The 15,629-nt window shown below is 70.6% G+C and carries 13 protein-coding genes; 8 read left to right on the forward strand and 5 right to left on the reverse strand.

What is annotated here, in order from left to right; translation table 11 throughout:
• Positions 1 to 57: 57 nt before the first annotated feature.
• The 4 genes from JYJ93_RS21280 to ald all read right to left on the reverse strand — a co-directional run bounded on the left by JYJ93_RS21280 (position 58) and on the right by ald (position 4,955).
• Positions 58 to 1,833 (reverse strand): response regulator, encoded by a 1,776-nt coding sequence (locus JYJ93_RS21280; protein ID WP_206794056.1) that lies wholly within the window; start codon positions 1,831 to 1,833, stop codon positions 58 to 60.
• A 189-nt stretch (positions 1,834 to 2,022) separates the two neighbouring features.
• On the reverse strand, positions 2,023 to 2,874 hold the full coding sequence (locus JYJ93_RS21285) for a zf-HC2 domain-containing protein (protein WP_206794058.1): 852 nt from the start codon (positions 2,872 to 2,874) through the stop codon (positions 2,023 to 2,025).
• Positions 2,875 to 2,926: 52 nt separating this feature from the next.
• Positions 2,927 to 3,568, reverse strand: coding sequence for a sigma-70 family RNA polymerase sigma factor (locus JYJ93_RS21290; protein ID WP_043323356.1), 642 nt, complete (start codon positions 3,566 to 3,568; stop codon positions 2,927 to 2,929).
• A gap of 259 nt (positions 3,569 to 3,827) precedes the next feature.
• On the reverse strand, positions 3,828 to 4,955 hold the full coding sequence (gene ald, locus JYJ93_RS21295) for an alanine dehydrogenase (protein ID WP_206794060.1): 1,128 nt from the start codon (positions 4,953 to 4,955) through the stop codon (positions 3,828 to 3,830).
• A gap of 181 nt (positions 4,956 to 5,136) precedes the next feature.
• Between ald and JYJ93_RS21300 the strand changes: the two genes are divergently transcribed.
• Both JYJ93_RS21300 and JYJ93_RS21305 read left to right on the forward strand, forming a co-directional pair.
• Complete coding sequence (locus tag JYJ93_RS21300; protein ID WP_206794062.1) at positions 5,137 to 6,447, forward strand: radical SAM protein; 1,311 nt, start codon at positions 5,137 to 5,139, stop codon at positions 6,445 to 6,447.
• A gap of 32 nt (positions 6,448 to 6,479) precedes the next feature.
• Positions 6,480 to 7,181: a hypothetical protein gene (locus JYJ93_RS21305; RefSeq protein WP_206794064.1), complete on the forward strand. Its 702-nt coding sequence runs from the start codon at positions 6,480 to 6,482 to the stop codon at positions 7,179 to 7,181.
• 16 nt (positions 7,182 to 7,197) lie between these two features.
• Here the strand turns inward: JYJ93_RS21305 and JYJ93_RS21310 are convergent, their stop codons facing one another.
• Complete coding sequence (locus JYJ93_RS21310) at positions 7,198 to 8,070, reverse strand: response regulator (protein ID WP_206794066.1); 873 nt, start codon at positions 8,068 to 8,070, stop codon at positions 7,198 to 7,200.
• A gap of 180 nt (positions 8,071 to 8,250) precedes the next feature.
• Here JYJ93_RS21310 and JYJ93_RS21315 point away from each other — a divergent pair, with 180 nt between their 5' ends.
• The 6 genes from JYJ93_RS21315 (at position 8,251) to JYJ93_RS21340 (ending at position 15,609) form a co-directional block, all read left to right on the forward strand.
• Positions 8,251 to 8,733, forward strand: coding sequence for a chemotaxis protein CheW (locus tag JYJ93_RS21315; RefSeq protein WP_206794067.1), 483 nt, complete (start codon positions 8,251 to 8,253; stop codon positions 8,731 to 8,733).
• The gene (locus JYJ93_RS21320; RefSeq protein WP_206794068.1) at positions 8,730 to 9,140 is read left to right on the forward strand and encodes a Frizzy aggregation protein FrzB; all 411 of its coding nucleotides are present in this window, start codon (positions 8,730 to 8,732) and stop codon (positions 9,138 to 9,140) included. The genes JYJ93_RS21315 and JYJ93_RS21320 overlap by 4 nt, the downstream gene beginning before the upstream one ends.
• A 5-nt stretch (positions 9,141 to 9,145) precedes the next feature.
• Positions 9,146 to 10,405 carry a methyl-accepting chemotaxis protein gene (locus tag JYJ93_RS21325; protein ID WP_206794069.1) on the forward strand — a complete coding sequence of 420 codons (1,260 nt, stop codon included), beginning with the start codon at positions 9,146 to 9,148 and terminating at the stop codon, positions 10,403 to 10,405.
• Positions 10,406 to 10,467: 62 nt separating this feature from the next.
• Complete coding sequence (locus JYJ93_RS21330; protein ID WP_206794070.1) at positions 10,468 to 12,795, forward strand: response regulator; 2,328 nt, start codon at positions 10,468 to 10,470, stop codon at positions 12,793 to 12,795.
• A 37-nt stretch (positions 12,796 to 12,832) separates the two neighbouring features.
• Positions 12,833 to 13,834 (forward strand): chemotaxis protein CheB, encoded by a 1,002-nt coding sequence (locus JYJ93_RS21335; RefSeq protein WP_206800404.1) that lies wholly within the window; start codon positions 12,833 to 12,835, stop codon positions 13,832 to 13,834.
• A complete protein-coding gene (locus JYJ93_RS21340) occupies positions 13,816 to 15,609 on the forward strand; it encodes a protein-glutamate O-methyltransferase (protein WP_206794071.1) in 1,794 nt (597 codons plus the stop codon). Before JYJ93_RS21335 ends, JYJ93_RS21340 begins: the two co-directional genes overlap by 19 nt.
• Positions 15,610 to 15,629: the final 20 nt, after the last annotated feature.

Below are 15,629 nucleotides of genomic sequence, written 5' to 3' on the forward strand. Positions count from 1 at the left end.
GGGAGGGCGGCTCATCCCGCGCCTTCCCCCGGGTGCTTCAGGCGGTACCGCGGTGCTTCAGGCCGCAGCTTCCTCGTCGGCGTCGGCGTCCACGGCGGTGCCGGGCTCGTCCAGCAGCTGCTGCGCGATGGCCAGCGCCTTCTTCGTCTTCTCGCGCAGCTTCTCGTCGCCCTTGATGCGCGCGTAGAGCTTCGTCACGCGCTCCTCGTTGCGCACCGCCGCCTGCTCCAGCTCGGTGATGCGCGCGCGCAGGCCGTCCGCCTCCGCGGCCGCCTGGGCGCTCTGGTTGGACAGGTCCGCCTGGGCCTGCTCCAGCTGGCCGCGCAGGCCCTCCAGCTCGCCCTGCGCCGCCTCCACCTGCGAGCGCAGCCCTTCGGCCTCCTCGCGCGCCGCCTGGAGGTCCGCGTCCTGCTGGGCCACCTGGGCGCGCAGGCTGTCCGCCTCGGCCACCATCTCCTGGGCCTGGGCCTGGTGCTGATCCAGCTCCGCCTGGAGCGTGCCCAGCCTGGCGGTGGCGCCGCGCGCCTCCTCCTTCGCGGTGGCCAGCTGCTGATCCACGCGCTTGCGCTCCGTGGTGAGCTGCTCGGTGCGCGAGGTGAGCGTCTTGATCTGCGCGTCGCGGCGGTTCAGCTCCTCATCGGAGGTGGAGGCCTTCTGCTCCAGCTCCAGGTGCTGATCCTTCAGCTCGATGATCTCCTGGTCCTTCTGGTTCAGCTCCGACTTGAGCCGCAGGATCTCCTTGTCGCGCTTGTTGACGGTGTCACGCAGCGCGAAGGTGTCCTTGTCGCTCTTGCCGGCGGTGGAGCGGGACGCCTCCAGCTCCGTGGCCTTCGCCTGGAGCTCGGACTCCAGCGACTGCACGCGCTCCTCGACCTGGGTCGTCTCGGCGCGCGCGTCCTCCAGCGCGCTCGTCAGCTCCGCCACCTTCGCGCGCAGGTTGCGCAGCTCCGCCAGGTCCGCGGCGGACGGGCCCGGGGCGGCGGCAGACGTCACCGGCGCGGCGACGGCGGGGCGGGTGGTGGCGGGCGGCGGCACCGCGCGCAGGGGCGCGGCGGCGGCGCGCGCGGGCGGCGGGGTGGGGGCGGCGGCGACGGGCTCCGGATCCACCGGCGGCATGAAGCCGATGACGGTCTTCTCCTCCGGCTCGTCCAGGCCGCCCAGCATGTCCAGCGAGTCGTCGTTGTCCGGGCCCAGCGAGTCGAGCGCGGAGATCTCCTCCAGGCCGGACGGGGACTCCATCTCCTCCGGCGGCGCGACGACGGGCTCCTCGGGCGTGCCCGTCACGGGCTCGGACAGGTCGCTGAAGGCGTCGTCGAGCATGTCCAGGTCTTCCCCGGCCACCGCGGCCTCCTCGCCCGTGTCGACGGCGATCTCCTCCGAGCCGAAGTCCGTCGCGGGCTCCTCGCCCAGCGAGTCCAGCGTGAGGCTCTCGTCCTCCACCACCTCGTTGCTGACGGGCGGCTCCGGGAAGCCGATGACGCCGCCCACGCGCTCGATGAGGACGTCCGCGTCCACCGGCTTCGCCACGTACTCGTCCGCGCGCGCCTTCAGCTTGCTGTGCGCCGCGAAGCCGTCCGGGCTGCCGATGATGACGATGGGCACCGTCTTCAGCTCGTCGTCCTTCTTCAGCTTGCCGCAGATGAGGTAGCCGTTCTGTCCCGCGGACAGGTCCACCGCCAGCACCACGAGGTCCGGACGCTCACGGCGGATCAGCTCCACGCTGCCCTTGCCGTCGCCCGTCGTCTGCGCGGAGAAGCCCCGTGCCTCCAGGGCCTGCTGCAGGGTGGTGGCGAGGGTGGCGTCGCTTTCGACGATCAGGATTCGCTTGGACATGAAGGGACGGCCATCCTGGGGGTGCGGGCGCGCGGTGTTTCACCGCGTGAGACAGCAGCGGCGGCGCGCGAGAGTGAAGACGCCGTCGAGGCTATCGGCCATGTGTGGGACCGTCAATCTTCACACCGGGCGCAACGCCCGGTATTCAGTTGAGCAGGCGACCACCCGAGCCCCCGCTTTCCGAGGGCTTCAGGGCTGTAGCGAGACCGGCTGCACGCTCACCGCGGGCTTCACCTGCGCGGGGCGCACGAGCCCGTTGGAGCGGTGCTCCTGATCTCGCAGCATCTGCAGGATGGCGGCGTCATCCAGGTCCGTCACCAGCTCGTAGGTGACGTCCTGATCACGCCACGTCACCACGTTGTACGCCTGGCTCGAGTCCACGGCGACGTTCTCCACCGTGGGGCCCTCGTCCTTGATCACCCGCTGCCCCGTCGCCGGATAGACGAACACGCCGATGTTGCGCTTGGGCTCGTTGGTGAGGCGGGGCTGCGTCTCGTAGCTGACGTAGACGACCTCCTGGCCGTTGAGCGTGGAGAAGCGCGCGCCCACGGGCCGCGCCTGCTGAAGGCGGGGCAGGGTGATGCGGTGCTCCACCTTGTCGTTGAACCACGCTTCGATCTGCTCCGGCGTGCCCGCGACGAACTCCAGCGGCCGCTGGCGCGTGTGGCGCTGCACGGCCTCCAGGATGGTGGCCTTCTGCGCCTTGCCGGACTGGTACGTCATCCAGCCGCCGCTCACCGTCACCACCACCAGGGCCATGGCCCCGGCGCGCAGCCACTGGCTCACCTGCGCGCGGCGGTGCTCGCGGTGCAGGCCGGACTGGATGCCCGCGCGCAGCGACGCCGGCGCGCGCGTGCCCTGGGCGGAGATGGAGTGCTTCGCCGCACGGCGAAGCGTCTGACGCAACTGCATCTCTTCGTCCACCCGCGCGACACACGCGGCGCAGCCTTCGAGATGCGACTCCACGTCGTGGCGTTCCTCGGGCTGGAATTCGCCGTCGAGGTACGGATACAGCAACCGCTCGAGTTCCTGGCAGGTCATGGGCGCTCGATGAGGTGGGCGGAGGGGACTGCGACGCCCCTCCAACCTCTTTCTAGCCTGCCTTCTTCCGCCGGCGGAACTCTTCCAGATCCGCGGGCGCCTGCACCGGTTCACCGTCGTGCCGGAATACGCCCTGGCCTTCCGCGTACTCGCGCAGCGTCTTCTGCAAGAGCTTGCGGCCGCGGAAGAGGCGGCTCATCACGGTGCCCACGGGGCACTCCAGAATCTCCGCGATCTCCTTGTAGGAGAACTCCTGGAGGTCCGCGAGGATGACCACCAGCCGGAAGTCGATGGGCAGCGAGTCGATGGCGCGCAGCACGTCGTCCGACAGCAGCCGGTCGAAGAAGTACTGCTCCGGGTTGGCCGCGAAGTCCGTCGCGTCCCGGCTCACGAAGCGCTCATGCACCGCCTCGCGCTCCACGCCCTCCACCACCGTGCGCTCCTTCACCTTGCGGCGATAGCGGTTGATGAAGGTGTTCGTGAGGATCTTGAAGAGCCAGGCCTTGATGTTGGTCCCGCGCTCGAACTTGTCGAAGAAGCGGTAGGCCCGCATGCAGGTGTCCTGCACCAGGTCCTCGGCGTCGCGCTCGTTCTTGGTCAACCGGAGCGCCGCCGAATAGAGCGGGTCCAGGTGCGCCAGCGCCAGCTCTTCGAATTCCTGCTTCGTCCGGTTGGGTTGCCTGAAGTCCAGCATCATGCTCCCGCCTTCCAGGGGCCCGAAATGATTGGGGAATGCGTCGCCTGCCTAACGGTCAATCTATGCACCGGAACAGACGGGTCAACAACGCTTTCCCCTGCCACGCCGCCCGCATGCCCGCTTCTGGAGTGCGGAGACGCCCGGCGGGATCATTTATTCCTCAGGGTGGGCACCGGACGGGACACCCGTCCCAACATCCAGCCCAGGCAACCGGCCAGCACAAGGCTGGCCGGCTGTGGAGCATGCAACCGCTACGTCACTTCTTGCCGCTGAGGGCGTCCATCAGGGGCACGTAGTCGTACCCCATGTCCTTGGCGACGGCCTCGTAGGTGATGTGGCCGTTGTAGGTGTTGATGGCGCGCTGGAGGGCGCGGTCGGACTTCACGGCCTCCACCAGGCCCAGGTCCGCGATCTTCCGCGAGTAGGGGCGGGTGGTGTTGGTGAGCGCGAAGGTGGACGTCTGGGGCACCGCGCCGGGCATGTTCGCCACGCAGTAGTGGACGACGTCGCTCACGGTGAAGGTGGGGTTGTCGTGCGTGGTGGGCTTGCAGGTCTCGATGCAGCCGCCCTGGTCCACCGCCACGTCGACGACGACGGAGCCGGGCTCCATCTCGCCAATCAGCTCACGCGACACCAGCTTCGGGGCCTTGCCGCCGGGGATGAGCACGCCGCCGATGACGAGGTCCGACTCGCGCACGGTGCGCGCGATGGACTCCGTGTCCGACGCCAGCGTCTGCGCGCGGCCGAGGAACACGTCGTCCAGGTAGGTGAGGCGCTCCAGGTTCACGTCCAGGATGGTCACTTCCGCGCCCATGCCGACGGCGACCTTGGCGGCGCACAGGCCCACCACGCCACCGCCGATGACGGCCACGCGGCCGCGGCGCACGCCGGGCACGCCGCCCAGCAGGATGCCCTTGCCACCGTGGGCCTTCTCCAGGCACGCGGCGCCCACCTGGATGGCCATCTTGCCGGCCACCTCGGACATGGGCTTGAGCAGCGGGAGGCTGCCGTCGTCCAACTGGAGGGTCTCGTAGGCGACCGCGGTCACCTTCTTCTTGATGAGCGTCTTGGTGAGCTCCGGGTCCACGCCGGCCAGGTGGAAGTACGTGTAGACGATCTGCCCGGGCTGCATGCGCTCGTACTCCGGCGCGATGGGCTCCTTCACCTTCACGATCATCTCCGAGCGCTTCCACACCTCATCCGCGCTGGTGATGATCTGCGCGCCGACGCGCTGGTACTCCGAATCCGGGATGCCGGAGCCGACGCCAGCGTTCGTCTCGACCAGCACCGTGTGCCCCGCCATGGTGAGCGCGCGCACGCCCGCAGGCACCATGCCGACACGGTACTCGCGGGTTTTGATCTCCTTGGGGACTCCGACGATCACGACTGCCTCCGACGAATGGGGGACTGCCTGGAAAACGTGGCGGACCCATAGACCAGGGCATGAGCGCTTTCAAGGCGCGCTCCGACGCGGGAACGGGTTGCCTGTGATGGGCCTCATTCATCCATCCATATGACGCGAGGCGTTGGACGCAGGGCGGCCCACCCGTGTTAGTTAACAGCCCATGACGCACGCGCCGAAACTGCTCTTCGCGGACCCCAAGGGCCGGGTGATGGAGCATCCCTATCTCATCGCCACGCTGCGCAGCGGCGAGGAGCTGGTGCCCCCGCAGGACAAGCCCATCGCCCTGCCAGCGGCCGGGCGCCTGGTGCACCTGCCCGGCCGCCTGCCCGTGGGGCTCAACCCGGACTCCGGCGAGCTGGAGCTGGTGCGCGAGATGAAGATGGGCGGAAAGACCTTCGTGCCCAACGCCGTGGGCGCGCTGCTGCCTCCCGGCTACACGCGCACGTTCCTTCCCGGAGAGGTGAAGGGCAGCGGGCCGGTGTTGCCGCAGTGGGCGTACACGGCGGCGGCGTGGGGGGAGAAGGGGCCGCTCGCGTGGGCCATCCACACGGACCGGCGTTCGCACTGGGAGCCGGAGGCGTACTCCACGCCGGAGCTCAAGGGCCTGGTGACAGCGCACATGGCGCGCTTCCCGGACAGCCGCGTGCTCAAGCAGCTGAAGACGTGCGCGCTGCTCTACCGGTGCTTCACGTCGCAGAACATCTTCTACGCGCGCGACGAGGGCGCCATCCCCGCGTCGGTGATGTGCAACGCGCGCTGCGTGGGTTGCATCTCGGATCAGCCCGCGGACGGCCCGCCCGCCTCGCACGAGCGCATGGATGACGGCCCCTCCGCGGAGGAGATGGCGGCCATCGGCCTGTACCACCTGGAGCACGCGCCGGGCCGCACCATGGTGAGCTTCGGCCAGGGCTGCGAGGGCGAGCCGCTCACGCGCTGGAAGTTCATCGCGGAGTCCATCCGCCTGATGCGCGCGAAGACGGACAAGGGCTCCATCAACATCAACACCAACGCGAGCCTCACGCACGGGCTCGAGGCCCTGCTGGACGCGGGGCTGGACGCCGTGCGCGTGTCGCTCAACTCCGCGTCCAAGGGGCTCTACGAGGCCTACTACAAGCCGGTGAAGTACGGCTGGGAGGACGTGGAGGCGTCCATCGCGCTGGCGCGCGAGCGGGGCGCGTACCTGGCGCTCAACCTGCTCCTGTTCCCCGGCGTCACCGACCGCGAGGGCGAGGTGCGGGCGCTGGAGAACCTGGTGCGCAAGTACCGCGTGGATCAGGTGCAGACGCGCTCTTTGTGCATTGATCCGCTCCAGTACCTGGAGGTCGCGCGCGGCGTGGGCGCGGGCGGCGAGCCAGTGGGTATCCGCACGCTGCTCCAGCGGCTGAAGGCGGCGCGGCCGGGGTTGATCATCGGCAACTTCGCGCGCGGCCTGGACGAGCGCGAGAACGCCGCGGGCTCACCGGAGGTTTGACCGTCCGGGAGGGAAGGGTTACGCAGGACGGCATGTCCGCTTCCTCCTTCCGTTCCGCGTTCCGCCTCGCCGTCTTCTGTCTCTCCTCCGGTGCCGTCCTCGGTGCGTGCAGCAAGGCGCCCGAGGAGCCGGAGTTCGACCACGGCCTGAAGAAGCCGCTCGTGCGCAAGCTGCGCGAGGAGCTGGCGGAGACGCCGTGCGACAAGGCGAAGGCGCAGCAGCTGGCGCAGCTGCTGCTGGACACCGGCGACATGAAGGGCCTCACCCGCGTGACGGACACGTTCGGTGAGAAGTGCGGCCCCAACATCGTCCTGCTCCAGCTGGCGTACACGGCCAACGCGCGCGCCGGGGAGAAGGAGCTGGCGCTGAAGGCCGCCACCGCGCTGGTGACGGCCCAGCCGGACAACGCGAGCTACCACGTGTGGCGCGGCCTCTCGCTGGAGGCGCTGGGGCGCACCGAGGAGACCGCGACGGAGCTGCAGAAGGCCTTCGACCTCCAGCCCGGCCAGCGCCCCATCCTCAACTCGCTGGTGAAGACCTACGACGCGCTGGGCAAGCCCTGCGAGGCGCTCGCCGCGTACCAGCGCTTCGTGGAGAACGCGAAGCCCTCCGAGGCGAAGTCCGCGGAGGTGCGGGAGCAGCTACAGGAGCGGGCCGCGAAGACGAGCTGCCCGGCCCCGGAGAGCGCGGCGCCGGATGCGTCCGTGACGCCCGAGGCGGCGGCGAAGCCCTGAAGAAGCGCCACGGCGACTACTCGGCGCCAGGGGGCATCAGCTCCTTGGCGACGAGGTTGCCCATCACGGCGTCCTTGGGGATGTAGCCGTCGGCGCCGGCCTCGCGGCAGATGCGCTGGAGCTCCTCGACGTTCTCGCCGGAGCACAGCAGCACCTTGATGCCCTTGAAGAGGCTGTTGCTCTTGATGAAGCGGCAGAACTGTTCGCCGTTCACGTTGGGCATGCGCACGTCCAGCAGCACCAGGTCCGGGCGCGTCTGCTTCTTCAGGATGATCTTCGTGGCCTTGTCCGCGGTGTCCGCGACGTGGACCTCGAAGCCCTTGGACACCAGATCCGCTTCGATGATCCGCGCCGTCATCTCACTGTCGTCCACGATGAGGATGCGCGGCTTGCGTCCCCCGGCGGCCACCGGGGCCTTGGGGAGTCCGCCGGAACCCGTGGCGGGTGCGGCCGGAGCCGCGGCGGGAGCAGGAGCGGCGGCGGGTGCCGCGGCCGGGGCGGGGGAGGGGACGGGGATGTTCAGCGCCGGGGCGCCGATCATGCCCATGACGCCCCCCAGCACGCCCTCCAGGCCTCCGCTCTTGAGGATGTAGCCGTCCGCGCCGGAGTTCTTCACCTTCGCCTCCAGCTCCTGCTCGGAGATGTCCGAGTAGAGGACGAGCTTGGAGGTGACGCCCTTCTGTGTGCGGAGGTACTCGACGACGTCGTCGCCGAACATCTCCGGCATGTTCACGTCCATGAGGATGAGCGCGAACGGGCCCTCGGTGAGCTTCTGGTTGAGCGTAGCCAGGTCCGGCGCGCCAATGGCCTCATAGCCGGCGGCCGTCAGGGCCCGGACGGTGAGCTCCAGAAGCATCGGGCTGTCGTCAATGACCAGTACGCGGGACATCGTCCTCCTCAGGGGCTGCCAGCGCACAACCCTACACCTTTGGGTCACGATGGACCATCGAAACGGAGAGCAGGCGGCCGGTCCGCCATTGGACGATGGACCCTTGACCCTCTTTATCCCGGTCCCGGATACTTCACTGCCTTGACCCCGAACTCCTCCCCCCTCCAACGCGCCTTGCGCATGGCGCCAGACCGTACGGTGGCCGCCCAGGCCCGGCCGGAGCAGGAATTCTTCTGCTTCCGCGTGGGCGAGCTGCGCTTCGGCGTCCCCAGTGAGAACGTGCTCGAGGTGCTGCGCGCCGGGCTGCTCACGCCGCTGCCGCGCACGCCGTCCTTCATCCTGGGCGTCACCGGCCACCGCGGTCAGGTGCTGCCGGTGGTGGACCTGCTGCGCTTCCTCAGCAAGGGCGAGGCGCGCATCGGTCCGCGCACCCGCATCTTCGTGGGCGTCAGCGGCAGCTACGTGTCCGGCGTGGTGGCGGACACCGTGCTCGGCCTGCGCCGCGTCCCCGTGGCGGAGATCCTGCCGCCGCCCCTGGGCGGTGATCAGGCCGCGGAGCACCTCCTGGGCGTGGTGCAGGGCTCGGGGCCGACGGATGGCCTCAACCTGCTCAACTTCTCCAAGCTGCTGCAGACGGCCCGTCAGCGCGCGGTGGTGCGATGAGCGGCAACGTCCTGCTGGATGAGGAAGCCCCCGAGCAGGAACGGGCCGTGGGAGAGGTGGACGTCCTCTTCTTCCAGATCGGTGATTCGGAGTACGGCACGGACGCGTCGTCCGTGCTGAGGATCGACCGGGCGCTCCCGGACGACCTGACCGTGCGCGACCTGGGGCTGCCCCACAAGGGGCACCGGGCGCTCGTGTTCGACACCCCCGAGGGCGAGGGCCACCTGAAGGTGGACGCCGTCAACGGGGTGCGCTCCATCCCGCTCGCCGGGCTGCGCCGCATGCCGGCCGCCGCCGCGGCGGCTTCGTATGCGGTGGGCGTCTGCCTGGGCGTGGATGAACAGGCGGGCCGTCCCGTGTTGCTCATTGATTTGGCGGAAACCTTGAAGACGCAAGGAAGGCACTGACACACATGTCCCTGGAGAGCCCCAACGAGAAGCCCGCGAAGTCCCGCGGCGCGAGGAAGTCCCCGGGCGTGAAGGCCGGCGCGGAGTCCGTCATCGCCAACACGGTGGCGGATCCGCTCAAGCCCTTCACCGACACGCTGATGGCGGTGCTGGCCGGCAACCTGAACGCGCGCGTCCCGCAGGACCGCGTGCAGGCGGATGCCAGCGGCTTTGGCCACCTGCTCAACCAGGTGCTGGAGCAGTTCTCCTCCGCGGAGCACCGCAAGCAGGTGGCGGCCCAGGAGATTGATCAGGCGCTCGACTCGCTCATCATCCTGGTGCGTGAAGGCGACCTGTCGCGCTGGAACACGTCCACGGAAGACCCCCAGCTCGGGCCCCTGCTGGAGGGCTTCGGCAAGGTCATCGAGACGCTGCGCATCTTCGTGCGGGAGATCAACGAGGCCGCGCTGCGGCTGTCGTCCTCCGCCAACCAGGTGCTGGCGGCGTCCACGCAGCACGAGACGTCCTCCACCGAGCAGGCCGCGGCCATCCACGAGACGACCGCGACCATGGAGGAGCTGAAGCACGCCTCCGCGCAGATCGCGGAGAACGCGGGCAGCGTGGCGCGCGTGGCGGAGGAGACGCTGGGCGCGGCCCGCGCGGGCCGTGGCGCCATTGGCGAGTTCATCCAGGCCATGCAGCAGATCCGCAGCGACGGCGTCGCGGTGGCGGACTCCATCTCCAAGCTGTCCAAGCGCGTGGAGCGCATTGGCACGGTGGTGGAGGTGATTGACGAGATCGCGGACCGCTCCGACCTCCTGGCGCTCAACGCGGCGCTGGAAGGCAGCCGCGCGGGTGAGGCGGGCAAGGGCTTCTCCATCGTCGCGGCGGAGATGCGCCGCCTGGCGGAGAACGTCCTGGAGTCCACCAAGGAGATCAAGAACCTGATCACCGAGATCCGCGAGGCCACTCAGGCCGCCGCGGGCGCCGCGGACGCGTCCAAGCACGCCACGGAGTCCGGCGAGAAGCTGGGCGCGGTGGCGGCGCAGGCGGTGGAGGGCATCCTCGCCGGCGTGCAGGAGACGAGCGACGCGGCCCGGGTCATCAACCTGGCGACCCAGCAGCAGCGCACGGCCACCGAGCAGGTGGTGGCGTCCATGGCGGAGATCGAGGACGTGACGCGCCAGACGACGCAGGCGTCCAAGCAGGCCACCGGGGCGGCCGCCGAGCTCACCCAGCTTGCGGGCCGGCTCGCGGAGCTCATCAAGCGGTTCAAGGCCGACTAGGCGTTCTCCTGAGGGGAGAAATGGGTCGAGGGGCGTGCATAACGCCCTGACGCCCGCGACCCATGGACACCGAGGCCCTCAAGAAATCCCTCCTGAAGAAGTTCCAGGAGGTCACGGCCGACCGACTCCAGAAGATCCAACTGGGAGTCATCGACCTGGAGAAGGAGACCGCGGAGCAGGCCGCGGAGGACGTCGCGCGCGAACTGCACACGATGAAGGGCGAGGCCCGCATGCTGGGCCTGGCCGCCATCGGTCAGTTGGCGCACGCCGCCGAGGACGTCCTGCGCGCCGAGCGCGAAGGCAAGACGGCCACCGAGACGGCCACGGACGTGATGCTCCGTGCCTGCGACGTGCTGTCGGACCTCATCGAGGATCTGGACGCGGCCCACACCGGCACGTCCGCCACCGAGGAGATGGTGAAGGCGCTGTCGGAGGTGTCCGGCCACCCCGTGCCCGCCCTGGGCCCGGTGCGCAGGCCCGCGTCTTCCGCGCCGCCTCCGCCGCCCAAGCCCGCGGCGCAGGCGCCCGTGGCCCCCCCTGCCGCCGCGCCCGTGGCCCAGGCCCCGGTGGCCCAGGCGCCGGTGTCCGTGCAGGCCCCGCCCCGCGTGGCGGAGCCCGTCGCCGTGGCCGCGCCGCATCCGCCGGCCGCGAAGGAGGAGGAAGCTCCCAGCGCCGCGAAGAGCAACACCATCGCGGACCGCAGCATCCGCGTGAACGTGGAGGTGCTGGACTCGCTGGGCCTGCTCGCCGGTGACCTGCTGGTGGAGAGCGCGCGCGGCCGGCTTCGCAGCGGGGAGACGGCGCAGCTCTTCGAGCGCTTCAGCCGCCTGGGCGACCGCTTCCTGCGCATCTCCGAGGAGGTGGACGTCCCGGACACCATCCGCGCGGAGCTGGAGCGCGCGGAGGCGGACCTGCACATGCTGCGCGACGACGCGTTCCGCTTCGTGCGCCGCAACGGGGACGGCATCAACACGCTGCACGGCAACCTGGCCCAGCTGGCGGACCACGTGGCCGAGGCGCGTCTGGTGCCGCTGTCCACCGTGTTCGACGCGTTCCCTCGCGCGGTGCGCGACATCGCGAAGACGCAGAACAAGGAAGTGGACCTGATCATCGAGAACGCCGACATCGGCGTGGACCGGTCCATGCTGGCCGACGTGCGCGACGCGCTGGTGCACCTGCTGCGCAACGCGGTGGACCACGGCCTGGAGTCGGCGGACTTCCGCCAGCAGATGGGCAAGCCCGCGCAAGGGCGCATCCGCATCCGCGTGCGCGTGGACGGCGACATGCTCCACATCGAGGTGGAGGACGACGGCCGCGGCATGGACACCGAGCGGCTCAAGCAGGTGGCCATCAACAAGCGCCTCTTGTCGCCGGTGCAGGCCGCCGCGCTGTCGGAGCGCGAGGCCATCGAGCTCATCTTCCGCCCCGGCTTCTCCACGCGCGAGCAGGTCAGTGAACTGTCCGGCCGCGGTGTGGGCATGGACGTGGTGAAGCGCAAGGTGGAGACGCTGGGCGGGTCCGTGGGCGTGCAGAGCCGCCAGGGCCGCGGCACCACCATCACGCTGCGCCTGCCTCAGTCGCTGGCCCTCATGAAGGTGCTGCTGGTGCGCCTGGGCGACGACGTCTACGGCATGCCCGCCGCGGACGTGGTGGCCGTCATGCGCATCAAGCCGGATGACCGCATGGAGGTCTTCGGCACGCTGGCCGTGCGGCACCGGGGCAAGCCCACGGCGCTCGTGGCGCTGGGGCCGCTGTTGGGCCTCAACGGCGGCAACCGCTTCGACAAGCCTCCCGCGGTGGTGGTGCGCCACGGCGACGACTACGCCGCGCTGGTGGTGGACGGCTTCGTGGACGAGCGCGAGGTGGCGGTGAAGCCCTGCGGCGGCGAGTTCCTCAAGGGCGCGCCGTTCATCGCGGGCACGGCGGCGCTGGAGGACGGGCGCATCGCGGTGCTCCTGCACGTGCCGGACATCATGACGGAGGTGCGCCGCATGGCCCGCCCCGTCACCCAGGCGCCCGCCAGCCGCCGGCTGCGCGTGCTGCTGGTGGACGACTCGCCCATCGCGCGTGCGACGGAGGGCGCGCTCGTCAAGGCGCTGGGCCACTCCGTGGAGGAGGCCCAGGACGGCGAGGAGGCGTACGTGAAGGTGCAGTCGAACACGTACGACCTCATCCTCACGGACGTGCAGATGCCGAAGCTGGACGGCTTCTCCCTCACGCGGCGGCTGAAGGGCACGCCCGCCGTGGCGCGCATCCCGGTCATCATCCTGTCGTCGCTCGCGTCGCCGGAGGACAAGCGGCGCGGCCTGGATGCGGGCGCGGATGCGTACCTGGTGAAGGGCGAGCTGGGGGTGGAGATCCTGGCGCAGTCCATCGATCGGCTGACCTGAGGAGCCTCTCGTGGGCGGCGGCACGGCGGTGATGGGGCTGGCGTTCCGGGTCCTCCTGGTGGGGCGGGGCCTGCGCGGGCTGGTGCGCGGGCTCTTCGATGGCGAGTCCCTGGTCGCCGTGGGCCCGCCGGAGGCGGACTTCGTGGGCGCGGAGGCGGTGGTGCGCCGCCACTTCCCGGACGTGCTGCTGGTGGACCTGACGTCCTCGGAGGCGCTCGCCGCCATCGAGCGCATCATGGCCCTGCGCCCCACGCCCATCCTCGCGCTGCACCCGGGCGTGCTCACCGGCCAGCAGGCGTTCCAGGCGCTGGCCCTGGGCGCGCTGGACGTGATGGACCGGCCCATGACGCCGGGGCCGGACTTCTGGCACGCGGTGAACCGCAAGCTGGTGATGCTGGCGCAGGTCAAGGGCGTGCGCTCGCCGCACACCTCGTCCAAGGTGAAGCAGCCGGCGCAGGAGGGGCCCACCGCGCCGTTCCCCCTGGTCGCGCTGGCTGCCTCGCTGGGCGGGCCGAAGGCCGTCGCGTCCGTGCTGCGGATGATTCCGCGGGGTTTCCCCGCGCCCATCGCCTACTGTCAACACATCAGCCAGGGCTTCACGGAAGGCCTGGCGCACTGGCTGTCCACGGAGACGGCGCTTCGCGTCGTCGAGGCGACGCATGACGCGTGGATGGAGCCGGGCACGGTGTACATCGCCCCTTCGGGAGGACATCTGCTGGTGAAGCCGGACGGCCGTCTGGAACTGGATACGGGACCTGCCCTGCGGGGCTTCCGGCCCTCGTGTGACATGCTGCTCACTTCGGCCGGGGAGTCTTTCGGCAAGAGGTGCATCGGCGTCATTCTGACGGGCATGGGCCGGGACGGCGCCAGGGGGCTGAAGGAGATTCGCGAGCGGGGCGGGCGCACCATCGCGCAGGACGAGGCCACGTGCGTCGTCTACGGCATGCCGCGCGAGGCCGTGCTGCTGGGCGCGGCGCAGCAGGTGCTGCCGCTGGACGTCATCGCTCCGACGCTCGTGCAATGGGTGGACGCGTGCTGAACGTGGGCAACAAGGTGCTCCAGCAGCTGTCCGCGCTCCTCTTGGAGCGCGCGGGGCTGAAGATCACCCTGGATGGGTACCACAGCCTGCGGCTCGCCCTGTCCACGCGCATGCCCGCGCTGGGGCTGAGCGACCCGGAGAAGTACCTGCAGAAGCTGATGAGCGCGAGCGGCGAGGAGGAGCTGCGCGCGCTCCTGCCGCTGGTGACGGTGGGGCACACGGAGTTCTTCCGCGACGCGAAGCAGTTCCGCGCGCTGGAGGGGAGCGTGCTGCCGGAGCTGCTCGCGCGGGCCCGGCGCGAGATGCGCAAGGTGTCCATCTGGTCCGCGGGCTGCGCCACCGGTGAGGAGCCCTACAGCCTGGCGCTGGTGCTGGCGGAGCTGGGCGCGCTCGCGGTGGAGGTGGACCTGTGGGCCACCGACCTGAACCTGGCCGCGGTGGAGGCCGCGCGGCAGGGGCGCTTCTCCACCCGCCGCGCCATGGCCATTGGACCGGAGCGGCTCAAGCGCTTCTTCCGGCCCGTGGAGGACGGCTACGAGGCGTCGCCCATCCTGCGCGAGTACATCCGCTTCGATGGCCAGAACCTGGCCGCGCCGGTGTTCGACAAGGTGGCGCCCGCGTCGCTGGATCTCATCCTCTGCCGCAACGTCATCATCTACTTCGACCTGCCCACCATCCGCGGGCTGATGGACCGCTTCCTCGCGGCGCTGCGTCCGGGCGGGCTGCTCTTCCTGGGGTACTCGGAGAGCCTGTTCAAGGTCTATGACCGCTTCGAGATGATCGAAGTGGACGGCGCGTTCGTGTACCGGCGCCCCCTGGGCGAGCGCCCCCGTCCGCCGGCGCCGCTGGCGCCCATGTCGGCGGAGCCCCGGCCGGGCAGCCCGGAGTCCTTCGCCGTGGAGCTGCGCCAGCGGATGCAGACCAACGCGGAGACCGCGGCCCGGCTGCGCACGGCGGGCCAGGCCGACGCGGCGAATGCCAGGGCCGCGGATGCGCCCGCGCGCAGGCCCACCCTGGAGATGCCCTCCCTGGGCGCGCTGGGGGGCCGCCGCACCGGGGAGTTCCCCGCCGTCCGGCCGGAGCCGGCCCGCACCGGCGAGTTCCCCGCCATCAAGCTGGAGCCGCCCCGTCCCGGGGAGCCTCCGCGCCGGCCCGCGACGACCGGCTCCTTCGCGGCGGTGCGCGTGGAGCCGCCCGCGTCCCGGCCTCAGGCCGAAGCGGTGCCCGCGCGCCCCAGCGGCTCATGGCCCCAGCTGCTGCCGCCCGCGGAGCGCTTGAACATGGCCGTGCGGAAGATGGGGCAGGGGGACTTCCCCGCCGCCATCGACGGCGTGAAGCGCCTGCTGGTGGACGAGCCCTCCGACCTGGACGCGCTCCTGACGCTGGGCAACCTGTACTCGCTCACCGGCCGCATCGACGAGGCGCGCGACACCTTCGGTCAGGCGCTCCAGCGCGAGCCGCTGTGCGTGGAGGCGCGCGTCTTTGGCGGGGTGGCGGCGATGCAGGCGGGGAGCCTGGCGGAGGCGCGCTCCGAGCTGGCCAAGGCCCTGTTCCTGGAGCCCACGCTGGCCATTGGCCACTACCTGCTGGCCCAGGTGCAGGAGCGCACTCAGGACTTCGAGGCGGCCCGGCGCAGCTACCGCAACGCCGTCGCGCAGCTGAAGTACCCGCAGCGCCCGTTGGCGGGGCACTACCCGGAGATGCTCGACTCCGCGGAGGCCATCTCCCGCGCGGCCCGCTATGCGCTGGCCGCGCTGGAGGAGCAGCCGGGCTGAAGAGGCGGCACAGCCCGGCG

This window comes from Corallococcus sp. NCSPR001 (genome assembly GCF_017309135.1).
Lineage (GTDB): Bacteria > Myxococcota > Myxococcia > Myxococcales > Myxococcaceae > Corallococcus.

Coding starts and splice junctions, on each gene's coding strand:
- JYJ93_RS21280 (WP_206794056.1), bottom strand. CDS start 1,833: ATGTCCAAGCGAATCCTGATCGTCGAAAGCGACGCCACCCTCGCCACC.
- JYJ93_RS21285 (WP_206794058.1), bottom strand. CDS start 2,874: ATGACCTGCCAGGAACTCGAGCGGTTGCTGTATCCGTACCTCGACGGC.
- JYJ93_RS21290 (WP_043323356.1), bottom strand. CDS start 3,568: ATGCTGGACTTCAGGCAACCCAACCGGACGAAGCAGGAATTCGAAGAG.
- JYJ93_RS21300 (WP_206794062.1), top strand. CDS start 5,137: ATGACGCACGCGCCGAAACTGCTCTTCGCGGACCCCAAGGGCCGGGTG.
- JYJ93_RS21305 (WP_206794064.1), top strand. CDS start 6,480: ATGTCCGCTTCCTCCTTCCGTTCCGCGTTCCGCCTCGCCGTCTTCTGT.
- JYJ93_RS21310 (WP_206794066.1), bottom strand. CDS start 8,070: ATGTCCCGCGTACTGGTCATTGACGACAGCCCGATGCTTCTGGAGCTC.
- JYJ93_RS21315 (WP_206794067.1), top strand. CDS start 8,251: ATGGCGCCAGACCGTACGGTGGCCGCCCAGGCCCGGCCGGAGCAGGAA.
- JYJ93_RS21320 (WP_206794068.1), top strand. CDS start 8,730: ATGAGCGGCAACGTCCTGCTGGATGAGGAAGCCCCCGAGCAGGAACGG.
- JYJ93_RS21325 (WP_206794069.1), top strand. CDS start 9,146: ATGTCCCTGGAGAGCCCCAACGAGAAGCCCGCGAAGTCCCGCGGCGCG.
- JYJ93_RS21330 (WP_206794070.1), top strand. CDS start 10,468: ATGGACACCGAGGCCCTCAAGAAATCCCTCCTGAAGAAGTTCCAGGAG.
- JYJ93_RS21340 (WP_206794071.1), top strand. CDS start 13,816: ATGGGTGGACGCGTGCTGAACGTGGGCAACAAGGTGCTCCAGCAGCTG.